Source organism: Candidatus Tisiphia endosymbiont of Temnostethus pusillus, assembly GCF_964264675.1.
GTDB lineage: Bacteria > Pseudomonadota > Alphaproteobacteria > Rickettsiales > Rickettsiaceae > Tisiphia.
Genome location: NZ_OZ183472.1, coordinates 638603 through 654309 on the forward strand (window position 1 = coordinate 638603; position 15707 = coordinate 654309).

General features: G+C 32.2%; 16 protein-coding genes. 9 read left to right on the forward strand and 7 right to left on the reverse strand.

All coding sequences use genetic code 11. The annotated features are described in order from the left end of the window. Positions 1-2: 2 nt before the first annotated feature. Positions 3-194 carry a hypothetical protein gene (locus tag ACFEL2_RS03120; RefSeq protein WP_375332216.1) on the reverse strand — a complete coding sequence of 64 codons (192 nt, stop codon included), beginning with the start codon at positions 192-194 and terminating at the stop codon, positions 3-5. 245 nt (positions 195-439) lie between these two features. On the opposite strand from ACFEL2_RS03120, the gene truB reads away from it, so the two are divergent. The 5 genes from truB (at position 440) to ACFEL2_RS03145 (ending at position 4893) form a co-directional block, all read left to right on the forward strand. Next, a complete protein-coding gene (gene truB, locus ACFEL2_RS03125) occupies positions 440-1336 on the forward strand; it encodes a tRNA pseudouridine(55) synthase TruB (RefSeq protein ID WP_375332217.1) in 897 nt (298 codons plus the stop codon). Between the two features lie 20 nt (positions 1337-1356). Further along, complete coding sequence (gene rpsO / locus ACFEL2_RS03130) at positions 1357-1626, forward strand: 30S ribosomal protein S15 (RefSeq protein WP_250311643.1); 270 nt, start codon at positions 1357-1359, stop codon at positions 1624-1626. 65 nt (positions 1627-1691) lie between these two features. Beyond that, complete coding sequence (gene pnp, locus ACFEL2_RS03135) at positions 1692-3941, forward strand: polyribonucleotide nucleotidyltransferase (RefSeq protein ID WP_375332218.1); 2250 nt, start codon at positions 1692-1694, stop codon at positions 3939-3941. Between the two features lie 159 nt (positions 3942-4100). Then, positions 4101-4319 (forward strand): hypothetical protein, encoded by a 219-nt coding sequence (locus ACFEL2_RS03140; RefSeq protein ID WP_375332219.1) that lies wholly within the window; start codon positions 4101-4103, stop codon positions 4317-4319. Between the two features lie 82 nt (positions 4320-4401). Further along, positions 4402-4893, forward strand: a complete 492-nt coding sequence (locus ACFEL2_RS03145) for a hypothetical protein (RefSeq protein ID WP_375332220.1) — start codon at positions 4402-4404, stop codon at positions 4891-4893. Positions 4894-5206: 313 nt separating this feature from the next. On the opposite strand, the gene ACFEL2_RS03150 is transcribed toward ACFEL2_RS03145, so the two are convergent. Continuing rightward, a complete protein-coding gene (locus tag ACFEL2_RS03150) occupies positions 5207-5950 on the reverse strand; it encodes a lysophospholipid acyltransferase family protein (protein WP_375332221.1) in 744 nt (247 codons plus the stop codon). A gap of 169 nt (positions 5951-6119) precedes the next feature. On the opposite strand from ACFEL2_RS03150, the gene trpS reads away from it, so the two are divergent. Next, positions 6120-7109 carry a tryptophan--tRNA ligase gene (gene trpS, locus ACFEL2_RS03155; protein ID WP_375332222.1) on the forward strand — a complete coding sequence of 330 codons (990 nt, stop codon included), beginning with the start codon at positions 6120-6122 and terminating at the stop codon, positions 7107-7109. 26 nt (positions 7110-7135) lie between these two features. Here the strand turns inward: trpS and lpdA are convergent, their stop codons facing one another. From lpdA to ACFEL2_RS03180, 5 genes are all read right to left on the reverse strand, one after another. After that, entirely contained in the window at positions 7136-8533 is a 1398-nt protein-coding gene (lpdA, locus tag ACFEL2_RS03160; RefSeq protein ID WP_375332369.1) for a dihydrolipoyl dehydrogenase, read from the reverse strand. A gap of 94 nt (positions 8534-8627) precedes the next feature. Beyond that, the gene (locus ACFEL2_RS03165) at positions 8628-9026 is read right to left on the reverse strand and encodes a PIN domain-containing protein (protein ID WP_375332223.1); all 399 of its coding nucleotides are present in this window, start codon (positions 9024-9026) and stop codon (positions 8628-8630) included. Continuing rightward, entirely contained in the window at positions 9013-9255 is a 243-nt protein-coding gene (locus ACFEL2_RS03170; RefSeq protein ID WP_375332224.1) for an AbrB/MazE/SpoVT family DNA-binding domain-containing protein, read from the reverse strand. Before ACFEL2_RS03170 ends, ACFEL2_RS03165 begins: the two co-directional genes overlap by 14 nt. A gap of 237 nt (positions 9256-9492) precedes the next feature. Next, the gene (locus ACFEL2_RS03175) at positions 9493-10236 is read right to left on the reverse strand and encodes a methyltransferase domain-containing protein (protein ID WP_375332370.1); all 744 of its coding nucleotides are present in this window, start codon (positions 10234-10236) and stop codon (positions 9493-9495) included. Positions 10237-10298: 62 nt separating this feature from the next. Continuing rightward, a complete protein-coding gene (locus ACFEL2_RS03180; protein WP_375332225.1) occupies positions 10299-11024 on the reverse strand; it encodes a lytic transglycosylase domain-containing protein in 726 nt (241 codons plus the stop codon). A 227-nt stretch (positions 11025-11251) separates the two neighbouring features. Here ACFEL2_RS03180 and ACFEL2_RS03185 point away from each other — a divergent pair, with 227 nt between their 5' ends. The 3 genes from ACFEL2_RS03185 (at position 11252) to ACFEL2_RS03195 (ending at position 15674) form a co-directional block, all read left to right on the forward strand. Beyond that, on the forward strand, positions 11252-12754 hold the full coding sequence (locus ACFEL2_RS03185; protein WP_341755140.1) for an Npt1/Npt2 family nucleotide transporter: 1503 nt from the start codon (positions 11252-11254) through the stop codon (positions 12752-12754). 1 nt (position 12755) lies between these two features. After that, entirely contained in the window at positions 12756-14423 is a 1668-nt protein-coding gene (locus ACFEL2_RS03190) for a hypothetical protein (RefSeq protein WP_375332226.1), read from the forward strand. Positions 14424-14690: 267 nt separating this feature from the next. Beyond that, complete coding sequence (locus tag ACFEL2_RS03195; protein ID WP_375332227.1) at positions 14691-15674, forward strand: polyprenyl synthetase family protein; 984 nt, start codon at positions 14691-14693, stop codon at positions 15672-15674. Positions 15675-15707 lie beyond the last annotated feature (33 nt).

Sequence of the window (15707 nt, forward strand, 5' to 3'; positions counted from 1 at the left end):
TATTATGCATATACACTATCTGTATGAGTATTATCATGAGTATTTGTATGAGTATCTTCATTATCAGTGTTCAGAGTATCAAGTCCCATTAAAATTAATGGTAAATTATTAGCGTCAGACGCCTGATTGTATCCAAACGGATATAAGTCTAGTTTTGCTAAAGTGTCTATAAATTGATCTAGTTTTGCTTTCATATTAAACCCCTTTATTAATTTATTGCTTTTAATCTTCATTAGATCCATAATTATCTATTTTATCACAAACATTCTGTATATTACAATATATATTTTAATATGTAAAGTGTCTTTTGTAAAAAAAATAGTAAATATTAAGTTTAGTGACAATTATGCAAAAGAAAAATAGTGTTTTTTTATAGGATAGGGTTATGCTAAGATTTAAATTACTCTTATGCTAACAGTATTCGTAAATAACCAAACAAATGACGTTTTACCTTAATAATTGCTGGCTTAATATCTATAAACCTAAAGGCATCAGTTCAGCAAGGCTTGTTTCTATAGTGAAAAAAAACCTTGCAGGGGCTAAAGTTGGTCATTGTGGAACCTTAGATGTTGAAGCAGAAGGGGTGTTACCTTTAGCAATTGGTGAGGCAACAAAGTTAGTACGAATTTTGGTAGATGCAAAGAAAACTTACATTTTTACCGTACAGTTTGGTAAACAAACTGATACAGCAGATGCCTCGGGTAAAGTAATAGGCGTTACTGATTATATTCCTAATCAAGTTGATTGCCATAATATCTGTAAAAAATTCATAGGTACAATTAAACAACGTCCTCCTGCCTTTTCTGCTATAAAAGTTAACGGTATTAGATCCTATAAATTAGCACGAGAAAATTTGACAGTCGAATTAACCCCTCGGAATATTGAAATATATAATCTAGAATGTGTTAATTTTGACCATCAAAATAATCAAGCTACCTATAGGGTAGAATGCTCTAAAGGAACCTATGTAAGAACCTTAGCAGAAGATATTGCTTTATCCTTGCAAAGTTTAGCATTTGTGTTAGAATTACAGCGTACTAAGGTTGGAATATTTACAGCAATCAATGCTATTAAATTATCAGAACTTGATATACAAAAGCAAGAAATGAAACAGTTCCTTGCAGAAAAAGCTATAAAAATTGAAGCAGTACTGGACGACATCCTGGTGCTTGATGCTACTACTGACCAAGCTAAGAAAATCATTCATGGTCAGAAATGCTATTTTGATTATCCTGAAAATATTGAATTAATTTGGATTCGGTATCATGACTCTCTCTTAGCAATTGGTAGCTTGAGTGAAAATTGCTTTAATTCTTTACGAGTATTTAACCTATAAAATAAACATGGAGATTACTGATGTCGGTTACAGCACAGCGTAAGCAACAATTAATTACAGAATATGCTACTAAAGAAAATGATACTGGTTCTAGTGAAGTGCAATGTGCAATTTTAACTGAAAGAATTAGCAACTTAACAGAGCATTTTAAAACTAATCACAAAGATTTTTCCTCAAGGAGAGGATTATTAATGTTAGTTGGTCGTAGGCGTCGATTGTTGGATTATATCAAGAAGCAAAGTCTAAGCAGATATTTGTCGTTGATTAATAAACTAGGAATAAGAAAATAAAATAAAACCCGGCTAAAAAATCAAAAAACTAGCCGGGTTTTTCGTTAATTAAATAGGAATAAAGAATGTCTGAAGAAATAACTAAAACGATAGAATTAGGTGGGAAACTACTAGAATTAACGACTGGTAAAATTGCTCGTCAAGCTGATGGAGCAGTTATGGTAAAAATGGGGGGAACTGTCCTATTATGTACTGCCGTGAGTGCCAAAGAAGCAAAAGAAGGGATAGGATTCTTTCCTCTTACTGTCCTTTATAAAGAAATGGCATTTGCTGCTGGTAAAATACCTGGCGGTTTTTTTAAAATAGAAGGTAAAGGATCGAGAAAAGAAGTACTTGTCTCACGTTTGATCGATCGACCAATTAGACCATTATTCCATCCGGCTTTTCTTAATGAAACCCAAGTAATTTGTACTGTTCTTTCATACGATCCTGAGTATAACAGTGATATATTAGCAATTATTGGAGCATCGGCTGCATTGGCTTTGTCTAATGCACCCTATCAAGATATAGTAGCAGCTAGCAGAGTTGGTTTGATAAATGATCAATTCATATTAAACCCTTCATTTAGTCAATTAAAGGATAGTAAATTAGACTTAGTAGTGGCAGGCACTAAGACGTCAGTTATGATGGTTGAGTCTGAAGCCGATCTATTGTCCGAAGAAAAAATGTTGGAAGCTATTGAGTTTGGTCACAAGGCATTACAGCCTGTAATTGAGTTGATTAATGACTTAGCAAAAATTGCTGGAAAAGCTAAAATACAGCCTACCGAGTTATTCCCTACTAGCTTAAAAGAACAAATTAGCAGCATAGTGCAAGAAGATATTAAAAATGCTTTTTCTATTAAATTAAAACAAGAAAGACTATTAGCGGTAAAGCAAATTCATGATACAATTAAGCGGCACTTTGAAGAAGATATTGCTAATAATAATCTTACTAATGCTCAGATTGAGTTTGCTCTTAAAGAAGTAGAATCAGAAGTATTACGTCATGACGTATTAAAGAGAAATATTCGTATAGATGGTAGAAAACCAACAGATATAAGAAACATAGCTTGTGAAGTTGCGATACTGCCAAAAACACATGGTTCAAGCTTATTTACTAGAGGAGAAACACAAAGTTTAGTAGTCACTACACTAGGCACTAGTCAAGATGAACAAATTGTTGATAGTTTAGACGGAGAATATAAAGAACGTTTTATGCTTAACTATATTTTCCCCCCTTACTCAGTAGGAGAAGCCACCCCAGTAAGAGCTCCTAGTCGCAGAGAGATAGGTCATGGCAAACTAGCATGGAGAGCCATTAACCGTATGTTGCCAACTAAAGAACAGTTCCCTTATTCCATTCGAGTGGTATCAGAAATTACCTCCTGTAATGGCTCATCATCCATGGCTACTGTTTGTGGTAGCTCCATGGCTCTTATGGATGCTGGAGTACCGATCAAAACTCCTATAGCAGGTATTGCTATGGGTTTGATAAAAGAAGGCGATAAGTTTGTAGTATTATCCGATATTATGGGGGATGAAGATAATCTTGGAGATATGGACTTTAAAGTAGCTGGTGGTACGGAAGGCATAACCGCCCTACAAATGGATATTAAAATATCCGGCGTAACCTTTGAAATAATGAAACATGCTTTAGTCCAAGCAAAGCTTGGTCGTGTTCATATTTTACAAGAAATGGATAAGGCTATTAATAAAACCAATAACAATATCAGCCAACACGCCCCTTGTATTCATAGCTTTAAAATTGATAAAGACAAAATTAGAGATGTTATAGGACCTGGCGGTAAAGTAATACGTGAAATTTGTGATACAACATCAGCTAAAATTGACATAAGTGATGATGGTAATGTAACTGTTTCGGCGGTAGGCAAAGAGAAGCTAGATATGGCTGTCGAAAAAATTAAGTCAATTGCTTTTGATCCTGAAATAGGTGGCATATTCAATGGAACTGTTGTTAAAATATTAGACTCTGGAGCATTTATCAATTATTTAGGTAATCGTGATGGATTCATACATATTAGTGAGATTTCAAAAGAACGTATTGAATCTGTATCTAGTGTTTTAAAACATGGAGATATAGTAAAAGTTAAACTTATTGGTTTCGACAATAAAGGCAAAGCTAAATTAACCATAAAAAATATCGATGCTGAAATTACTCGGGACGTTACAACTAATCAAAAATCTGAGTCTTATAAAGATAACAGCGATAATAATGGTAATAAACGCGAATATGCAAAGAAATGGCAAAATAACAAAACAGCCTCCTCTAATGAAGATGAAGTTGTAACTAAGGAGCGTAAGTATTTTAACTGATTAAGGTATTGACTCAATAAAAATACAATGCTACAAATATTAAGTACTAGATTGTTATATCTAGATATAACAATCTAGCGAGTTACACTAAACAATTTGGCTGTATATTATTGTTCAGCGTAAATATAATTAGGTTAAAATTATTTAATGGAGGTTGTAATGAGTAAAAATAAGGGTGTTAGCACTACTAATGATAGTAAATTTTTTGCACCTAGAGAACTGGGAATAGAACCAAGTTGCGTAGTACTAACCTATTCTGTTTGTGACACATTAATTTCTGCAATAGAAACTATGCAATATAATGGAACAAGCGTACATTACATAATAGATAAAGAACCAAACAACAAAAAAAAAAGAGCAGCAATACCAATACCATGATGACTTAGGGTCAGAAACCTTTTTTGCTGGTGAGAGTAGTTGGAAAGGTCAAAAGAACGTTAATGATTTTGGCATAAGCATTATGCTTATTAATGATGCAGAAAGTGCTTTTACAGACTCTCAAATAAATAAATTAATAGAATTACTTAAAGATATCACAGTTAGATATCCAAACTTGAAGATTGTAGTAGGGCTTGGTGAAGTTGCTGAAAGGCATGTAGCACCCGGAAAATTCTTCCCTTGGAAACAACTTGCAGATGCTGGCTTTGGTAAATTTATACCTACTACGAAAGAACAAGCAGAACAGATATTAATACGAAAAGGTGATAAAGATACAGAAGTCTCTAAAAAAGTCTCTCATGTTCAAGAACAGTTAAAAGACCATGGTTATGGTATTGAAGTTGATGGAAAATGTGGTGATAAAACCGCCACTTGGTTTGAGAAATTTAATACACGTTATGTTCCTGAACAATCCCCTCCAAATGAGTGGAGTGAGGCAAGTCAATTTGTTTTAGATAAACTTCACCCTAATGTAACTTTAGCAGGTGTTGTTGATCTTGAACATGATGCTTAATCAGAATTGCTGTAATAAAAAATGTTCTTAGGGGTGATGTCACCGCCATTATGTCATCCCAGCGAAAGCTGGGATGACAAAAACCTTTAACTCTAAGGTGTTTTTAGATTTCCGCCTATGCGTTATTGCGAGCGAACGTACGTGAGCGTGGGGCAATCTATGAAGCTTGCATATGGATTGCTTCTCGTCGACCTACGGTCTCCTCGCCAATGACGGTTTTTTAACTTTCAACAGTTGTGGGTGTCATCCCTGTTCCTTCGGAAGTATATTCTTCTGCTTGCTCGCCCCTCATTTTCAAATCCAATTCTTTAAATCATTTGAGTATACCAGCTTGTTCAAATAATACTTGCTTTTCAGTATTGATTACCTGTTCTATCTTACTTGTCAATTCTCGAACATCAGATTGCTCTATTTCCTCTATCGGGATAACATCAATAATCTTTACTTGGATTACCCCTGGTTTCTTAATCCAAAAACCCTTTGGCCAGTATACCCCTGCATTGTGAGCCATCATCACGATCGGTACTTTTGCTAGTGATGCTAATTTTGCTGCACTGGGTTTAAATTTAGCATTTTGTTCTGGTTTGAATCTAGTAGATTCAGGGAAAATAACCAACCATAAACCACTTTTTATCTTTTCTTGTCCTTCTCTTAAAATTTGACCAACTGAAATATTGGCATTACGATCTACGGCAATTGGCTTAACCATTTCCAATCCCCAACCGAATAATGGGATATTAAATAACTCTTTTTTTAATACCCAAGAATGTTCAGGTATAATTAATTGTACAAATATTTGTTCCCAGCATGATTGGTGATTAGACAATACTATAGAAGGAAATGAAGGCAATTTATCTAGACCAGAAACTTGGTATTTTAAACCACAAAAGATTCTAGCCAGCCAAATAAATACATAGGAGAAAATAACTCCAATCCTGTAACGTATATAATAGTTGACATTAAAAAATGTTACGGGTATGTAACATATAAGGAAGAATGTAATGGTAAATATAGCAAGTAATGCATAAAATGTTAATACTCTTAAACGCCAAAACATAGTTGGTTAATCTTAGTTGTTAATAATTAATGGGTACAATAGCATAAAATTGCGTCTACATATAGATATAATTAGTAATTATTCGGGGAAATTAAATGAAAAAAACAGCTCTATCCGGATGTCAAGTAACTGGGACTCTGCATTTAGGAAACTATCTCGGGGAAATTAAATGAAAAAAACAGCTCTATCCGGATGTCAAGTGACCGGGACTCTGCATTTAGGAAACTATCTCGGGGCAATTGTCAATTGGTCTAAGCTCCAAGATGAGTATAACTGCTTATTCTTTTTAGCCGATTTGCATGCTATTACTATAGATCGTTCACCTATAGAGCTAAATTCTTCCATATTGCAAACTGTTGCTACATATATAGCAACAGGACTTTTGCCGGAGAAAACCACTATATTTGCCCAAAGTATGGTGAAGGAGCATACTGAACTTGCTTGGATATTAAATTGCGTTACTCCGCTTGGTTGGCTTAAACGGATGACTCAGTTTAAAGACAAAGCAGGAAAAGACCAGGAGAGTGCTGGTTTAGGATTATTGTCTTACCCAGTATTGATGGCAGCTGATATATTATTATATAATGCTGATATAGTACCTGTTGGCGATGATCAAAAACAACATTTAGAGCTTACTAGAGATATTGCGGCTATCATCAACAGGAAATTCAATCAAGATATCCTAAAATTACCTGAGCCATTAATTCAAGGCTCATCAAGAATAATGAGCTTAAAAGATGGTCGTAAAAAAATGAGTAAATCTGATCCATCTGATTTATCTCGTATTAATTTAAATGATAGTCGAGATCAAATTTACCAAAAAATTAAAAAAGCTAAAACTGATCATTTAGCTGAGATTAGTTATGATCCTCAGAATAGACCAGAAATTAGCAATTTAATTAACATTTATTGCAGTCTATCTAGTAGTAATGTTGACACAATAGTTAATCAATACCAAAATACCGGTTTTGCTAAATTTAAGGATGATCTAGCTGATATTATCATCACAACTCTAACTCCCATTAATACCAAATATGCAGAGTTAATGAAAAACCAAGATTATCTAGTAAGTACACTACATAACGGGGCAGATAAAGCTAGAGTTATTGCGGATAAAACTCTCACTGAAATCAAAAAATTAATGGGCTTTGTTGTGTAAAAACCAATTACTATTTAAACAGCTTACTAAAAATTAATACTCCTCCTATCCACAGCCAAAGCCGCTTCTTTTATAGCTTCACTTAGGGTAGGGTGGGCGTGGCAAGTTCTTGCTATATCTTCTGAAGAAGCCCCAAATTCCATAAATGCTACAAGCTCTGCAATCATAGTTCCAGCTGAACAGCCTATTATATGTGCTCCAAGTACTTTATCCGTTACGCTATCAGCTAATATCTTCACCATCCCATCAGTAGAACCTGTGCTTCTCGCTCGACTATTTGCCAAAAACGGAAATTTACCAACTTTGTAATCAATCTTAGCTTCTTTCAATTGTTCTTCTGTTAAACCAACACTCGCCACTTCTGGATAAGTGTAGATAACACTTGGAATAAGATTATAATTAACATGACCTGCTAAGCCTGCCATAATTTCAGCGGCAGCAACAGCTTCCTCTTCTGCTTTATGAGCGAGCATAGGTCCGGCAATTACATCACCGACAGCATAAATATTCGGAATTATTGTTTGGAACTGGCTATTTACCGTAATTCTATTTTGTTTGTCCGTTTCAATAGCTAATTTATCTAAACCTAAATCTGTTGTATGGGCTTTTCTACCAACAGCCAATAACACTATATCAGTAGTTATTTGTTGCACTGAGTTATCGGCTGTTTGTTGTATATTCAAAATAACTTTTCCTGCTTTTTTCTCAGCAGACAGCACCTTAGTATTTAATCGCAATTCAATAGATTGCTTTTGCAGGATTTTGGTAAATTGACCGATAATCTCTTTATCTAAAGCTGGCACAATACTTCCAGCATATTCAATAACCGTTACTTTAGAACCAAGCCTATTCCATACCGAACCAAGCTCTAAACCGATATAACCACCACCAATCACTACCATAGTTTCTGGGACTTTAGCAAGATTCAAAGCTCCCGTTGATGAAACTATATATTCCTCATCAACAACAATATTGGGCATTTCAATAATATCAGAGCCAGTAGCAATTAAAATATTCTTAGCCGATATCTGTTCAATTGATGTACCATTAGTAATCTCCACAAGATTGGCTGAGATAAATTTGGCACTTCCTGTAAATTTAGTGATTTTATTTTTTGCAAACAAGCTTTCTATGCCTTTGCATAAGTCTGATACTATCTGACTTTTTTTAGTCATCATTTTTTGTAAATCAAGTTTGGCTGAGGTCATAATGCCAATATCGGCACAATGGTTCAATACTTCATGATATTTCTCAGAGAAATTTAGCAATACCTTGGAAGGAATACAGCCAACATTTAGGCAAGTACCACCAAGCGTCACCCTTTTCTCTATACAGGCAACCTTCATACCCAACTGGTCTGCTCTTATTGCTCCTGTATAACCAGCAGGACCACCACCAATTACTATTAAATCAAATTCTTGCATATATTTTTCCTTACATATAATAATTAATGGCATTATAAACCATAAATATACGAACACTAATAGCTAATTTGAATTTAATTCAATTATTTTTTGATTATTTTATTGTAGTAAATATTGGCAGAGTTGATGCTTTATGGTCAAAAGTGAAACTAGTACTACAACCATTTAGTTCATTTAGTTTACCTATTAAAATATCAGCAAAATCTGTATTACAGTTCTCATATTCTCTAACAGTTAGCGATAAAGTTTTGTGATCCTCAAACCGGAATTCTATAGTAGCAAATATTTCTTTTAGTACATTTATTATTTGGTTTTTTGAATATTTATAACCTCGTCCTAAAACCCAAATTATTGCACAAACTACTATGTTATTTCTAAATATAGAACCACTAATACCTGAATATTGCTCAATTAATTTTGTAGCTTTGCTACTTTGTACTTTGTCATCTTGAATCAAATAACGAATTAAAACATTAGTATCAATTCCGATCATATCCACTCTTAATGGATTCATTCATATCTTCGATACTTAATGGTGTTTTCGGTTTGGGAAGTATTCCTTTTAAATTTTTAACTGGCTTATTAATTGGCACTACTATAAAAGAGCCATCTTGTATAATGAACTCTAATTTACTGCCAGAAGATAAGTGTAGCTTGTTTCTAATATATGATGGGATAGTAACTTGTCCCTTACTTGTAACTGTTGAGTACTGTGATTTCATAAGATACCATATTATGTATACTCGGTGAACTTCAAGAATTGGCGTCGTCGTGTCTAAAGATCGAAGCTGCTCACGTACTAATGTACGCCTAGCAGCTCGACTTTGACACTCCTAGCTCTTCTTGAAGTTGACCTTCGTCTACCAACTCTTCATTTACGAGCAGTATATATTTGCTATGATTATTATAATAATGTAAGGAGAAAGTAAGAGCAAGCTATAAATGCTTATTTTTTCCTACTATTTTAAATTATGAGTTATTTTTATACTATTCTTACTCGGAGAGGCAATGAAGCTAATTATATTAATTTGTTCGGTAAAAGTGTTAGTATCATTGCGTAGAATAGAAAGCATTTGCTTCGATATTATATTATGAGAGTTTTTTAATAATGCTCCGGATTCTCCAATATTCTTTAATTCTCTAATGAAATCTAAAGGGCTTTTATAGCTCAGCTGAATATTTTCATAATCAACGATAATTTCTGTGAATCCTGCCTGTCCTAGTAAAGGTGTTACGTGATCAAAATGGATAAAAGGGGAAACATGTTGAAAGTGAGGGCGACTTAATGCTATTTCAGCTTCAATGAATTTCATTCGTAGTTCTTTTAGGCTGTTACCACCGATAAAATTACCAATAAATAGACCATTTGGTTTTAAAATACGTTTTATCTGTAACAGAAAATTTTGTACATCATTGATCCAGTGTAGACCCAAGGAAAAAGTTATTAGGTCAAAACTAGCTGCTTTAAATGGTAAGTTTTCTTCATCAACTAGTAATTTGGGAGTATGGTCAAACGATTGTAACATAACATTTGATGCACTAGCCGCTACAATTATAGCATAGTTATAGTTCTGCACTAATAGTTTAGTTAGTATACCAGTACGACATTCTAAATCTAAAATATCAGGAAATTCTTTATCAATAATATTTAGACGTTCAATAATATCGAATGCTGCATATTTAAAAAACGAACACTCAGCGATATTATCCACCACTTTGTCACGATTAGATTTTAACTTCTCACGATCAAATATAATTGTTACCTCTAGCTAGCTCTTGGTAATACTACCATAATATTACTCTTATATTTCCTAATATTACTTTCAAATGAAGCTCTCTGTTTATTCCTCAAAAGCATGTTTGTTGGCAGAGGAGGTGTATTATTATAATAATTGTACCCACTATACATGTTAATAGAGTTTTTATACAAGTCCATATTGTTAGCAATTTTGATAACATCTTGTTTATATTTAGAGCCAAACTCATGGGTGGCTGAATGGTAATGAGCAATTGCTTTGTGCCAACTACCTAACTGATCATATTTAGCTTTTAGGAATTTAGCAGCATAGGCGACGTTTTTCTTAGGATCAAAAGCTTGATTTAAAGAGTTAAATGCATTTAAATGATGTTTTAAGTTGATTTGCATACATCCTACATCAATATTTTCTTTGCCTTGAATAATTTGTTTTTTGACAAATGATATTGCCTCTTTTTTAGTATTAAAATAATAGCCTTTACCTTCAACATTGACAGTCCAAGGCCAAACCACTTTAATTTTATATTCAGTATGTTTTTTGCCCGATTCTTTTAAAGCTATCGAGTGTAACGTATTAGGAGGAATTTTATGTACCTTTTCAAAGTAAGGAAACATCCTTGAGCATTTATGTGATTCAGCAATTTCTATGTCTATATTAGCATATGCTACATTAACATGTAAATATAATGGAAAAAGAAACAATAAATATAGGGCTAATATTGACCTAATGGACATAATTATTATCATTTTACTTTATCTTTTGGAGCATATTAGAAATTTTCCTACAAGGCAAGTTATGTCTCGTTGTCCTATAATTTTGTCACATAAATATTTTGTTAATAGAAAAATATGCTTATTTTCATTGACTTTATTAACATAGAGCTTTAAAAGGTTTAGTTCGGCTTCATTACATTATCTATGTTAAATAGTGTTAGTCTTTAGGTAATTTTTTGTATAAAATAATGTTACCATTCAAAAGTATTTTTACTAAAATTCAGGAAATCATTTGGCCTATAGAAAGAGAGGAATTGAAACTTTTTTTGCCTATGGCATTAATGATGCTGTGTATTCTTTTTAATTTTGGAACACTTAGATCCGTTAAAGACGGATTGGTCATACCATCAATAGGAGCAGAAGTCATTAGTTTCCTAAAACTTTGGTTTGTTCTTCCTTCCTCTATATTATTTACTATAATATATGTAAAACTTAGTAATCACGTACGTTTTGAATATATTTTTTATATAGTAATTTCGAGTTTTTTGCTTTTTTTCCTGATATTTGCTTATATCATTTACCCTAATCAGGAGTTTTATCATCCAAATGCTGAGCAGGTAGAACATTTAGTATCATTGTATCCTAATTTTCGATGGTTTATCAAGATAATGGGTAAATGGAGTTATGCTCTCATGTATATTTGTTCAGAATTATGGAGTGCAGTAATTATTAATCTAATGTTTTGGCAATTTGCTAATAATATTTTTGATACCAGTAAAGCGAAACGTTTCTATCCAATTTTAGGAATGGTAGGTAATGTTGGTCTGATTTTAGCTGGCAATGTATTAGTAGCTTTCTCAAATGTACGAGGGGTAGTCGATGCTCAAGTTATAATAAATGAAGATTTGCAATATAAATCAGAACTAATGCTACAACCTGTTATTTCTATAATAGTGTTTGTTGGTATAATTTCCATGCTGTTATTTAGGTTAATTAATTATCTTATTTTGAATGACGAGGTGCTAAAGGCTGATTTCCAAATAGTTCAAATACAGGCAAAAACTTCCTTATCACTTATGGATAGTATAAGGTTGGTTATTAACTCAAAATATATTGGACGCATTGCTTTATTGATAATTTGTTATGCACTACTAATTAATATAGTGGAAGGTCCATGGAAAGCTAAGGTAAGGGAGCTTAATCCCAATATGTTAGATTATATACATTTTATGGGTAGGTTTAATATTTGGATGGGAATTTCCAGCGTTACTTTTATGATAGTTGGTAGTAATGTGATTAGGAAATTTACTTGGTTAATTTCAGCATTATTAACACCCTTAATGCTTTTGATAACTGGTTTAATGTTTTTTATCTTTGTTATTTTTTCAGAATATATAAGTTTTGGTATAAAAGACTTTAATCCAATTTATGTGGCTGTAATTATCGGAGGAGTACAAAATATTTTAAGTAAATCAACTAAATATTCGTTATTTGATTCAACAAAAGAAATGGCATATATTCCTTTATCATTAGAACTTCGAACAAAAGGTAAAGCTGCTGTTGAGGTTATTGGTATTAAATTTGGTAAGTCCTTAGGAGCTTTTATCCAGTCTTTTATATTTATTATAGTGCCTACTGCCACATGTGATTCAATAGTAGTTTATTTACTAACAATTTTTATTATTATAGTTATTTTGTGGTTTTGGAATATAGTACAACTAAACCGGGAATATGTGAAATTATGTAATTAGCATGCGAAAAAAGTTAATATATATATCAGTTATAATTGCTGTAATCCTATTGATTTATACCATTTCATGGTTGGTAATTGTTACTTCTGTAGCTAGTAAGATTAATGGGCAATATAGTAACCGCTATATCGCTGCTAATTCGATAGATAGTGAACAAAAATATTTCATTAAATTTAATAAAGTTGTTAGCTATGGTTTTCCGTTTAAAATTGCCTTGCAAGTAATTGGTTGGCATGAAGAGGGAGAGAATAGTATAATTGAATTTAATTCCCCGATTTATATAGGTTATGATTTACTGAAACAGGCTTGCTTTGTTAGTTATTTTGGTGACGCAACAGGTCGCTATAAACCTATTGAGTTGGGATTTGGTACAAAATTCGAAAGTGGTAATTATTCTTTTATAGCCAAAATGCCTTTAAGCTTTAAATTATTTAAGATTTTTATACAAAAAAAAGATCCGTTTGAAATTATAAATTTTATAAAAAAGTTGGAATTAACATCTGAGAAAACAAAAATTTTTGATTTAGTTGACGGGCAGAAATTATATGATGAAGATCATACAATTATTTCATTTTCACTAGAAAGGAATAAATATTATACTGATCTAGAAGATTTTAAAAATAATGTGCCACAAAAATTAAATGTTACTTATTCAACAAACATCTTAGAAAGTAATATTATAAACAGAAGAATACCAGCTGGTCTTTTATTATATAGATTTGCTTGGCCGATACCTTTTAGTTTTGAAGGTAAGTTTTATATAAAAACTAATAAATCTTTATATAGTGAATTTGCTAAAGATTTGGAAATAAAAATGATATCCAGCAAGTTTTCAAGTAGTATCCAAGAATCCTTGACTACTTTATTGTATCAAAGTAAAGTAGAAGAAGGTAGCAATGATAGTCATCTTAAGGTTGAATCAAAAATTGATTTGAAGCCAGGATTTTCTGATAATATATTGAATTCTATACAGTATTTATTGTCATATATATCGCTACTCCCTAATAGTTCATCTTTAATAGAAGAATTACAGTATATTAACAGTAATAAAGATAAATTCAATTTAACTGAATTAGAAAATCATCAATATATTTTTGATTTAGATATAAATTTTTTTGCTAGAAAAAAAGATATAATGAGAGCTCAAATAAATAATCTTAGTTTGTTTTCTAATAATACCGGGTTTCGATTATCAAGCGAATGCAGGCTAGATGCATTTAGAAAATTTGATATTAAGGGACTTATTGTCTTCAATAATTATTTAAAGGCAACGGATATTATAACCAATTATTTCTTTAACTTGGGTAGGTTTAAAACATTCTCAGAAGATAGTCGTATTGTATACAAAGAAGGTACGAGGTATTTTTTAAGAACCATATCAGATCATCCTGATTCTAACTCAGGTGACATAAGTTTTGAGTATAATTTAGATTCAAGTAATATAGAAAAAGGCAAAATAGGTTCCGTAGACTTTAATAAATTTTTGCCATTATATTATCTAGCATTATACAAAAAAGCCTCGGAAAAAATACATATTGGTGATAATGTAACAAAAAGGATACAAGAACTAGTACCTGATTTTAATGAGCATCATTCATTGTTAAAACAATTAATGATCCAGCCTTTTTTGGAGGTTGATAGTGATGTTTGGCAGGAAGTCATAAAATAACCTGAATTCGATGTAACAAGTTACATCGAATTCAGTATTATATATAGAAACAATCAGGTTTGAAGCGGCTGCCCACCTGATTGTTAAAATATAATACTCCATTCAATATGTGATTTTAATAATTAAAATCACATATTGAATGATGAAAAAAGTTAAAATGCACCCGCTTCAAGAGTGCATTTTTCCTTATAACAAAGCAAGTATCGATATAAGAATTATTAATTCTTATATCGATACTTGAGGTTAAAATAGCATTAGAGATGTAAATTGGATACTATAAAAATAATACATAAAGATTTAGCAGTAGAACTGTCTAGCTTAAATAAACTTATTCTGACCCACTTAGCTGCCAAAGAACAACTAGTTGGCGTAATAGGTAAATATTTACTAGAATTTGGTGGAAAGAGAATCCGGCCATTACTAACAATTCTAACTAGTAAAATGTTTGGTTATGTCGGTGAAGATAATATCAAACTTGCTGGAGCTGTAGAATTTATTCATGCAGCAACTTTACTTCATGACGATGTAGTAGATGAAAGTACAATTAGAAGATCCAAACCTACTGCTAATGTTGTTTGGGGAAGTAAGGCTAGTATTCTAGTTGGAGATTTTTTATTTAGTCAATCATTTCAGTTAATGGTAGATACCAAATCTGTTAAAGCTATGAAATCTTTATCAAGAGCTTCAGCAATTATATCAGAAGGTGAAGTTTCTCAGCTTGTGAAATTGAATCAGCGGAGAATTATTGACGAAACAGAATATAATGAAATAATTATGGCTAAAACTGCAGAGTTATTTGGAGTATCTTGTGAAGTAGGAGCAATTATTTCTAGTCAATCTAACGAGATCTGTGAAAGTTTACAAAATTTTGGTAGATATTTAGGAAATATTTTCCAAATTATTGATGATTTATTTGATTATTTAGGAAATAGTCATGATATTGGCAAGAATATAGGTGATGATTTCTTAGAAGGAAAAATAACTCTACCCCTAATCTTTTTATATAAGAAGCTTGATGATACCGGGCAATTAACAGTTCAGAAAATGATTAAGGCGGATAATAGATCTGAGAGTGAATTTGAGATAATACGAAGTTTGATGATACAACATGGTATTAAGCAACAAATTATCGACCATCTAGCAAACATTAAGAATGAGGCTAGTAATTTATTAGAGCAAATCCCTATACAGAATATTTATAAAGATCATTTAGCTTCTTTACTTGAGTTTACGTTAAATAGGTCTTATTAGGTTATGTTGCCAAGGTTTATGCGATAATAATAA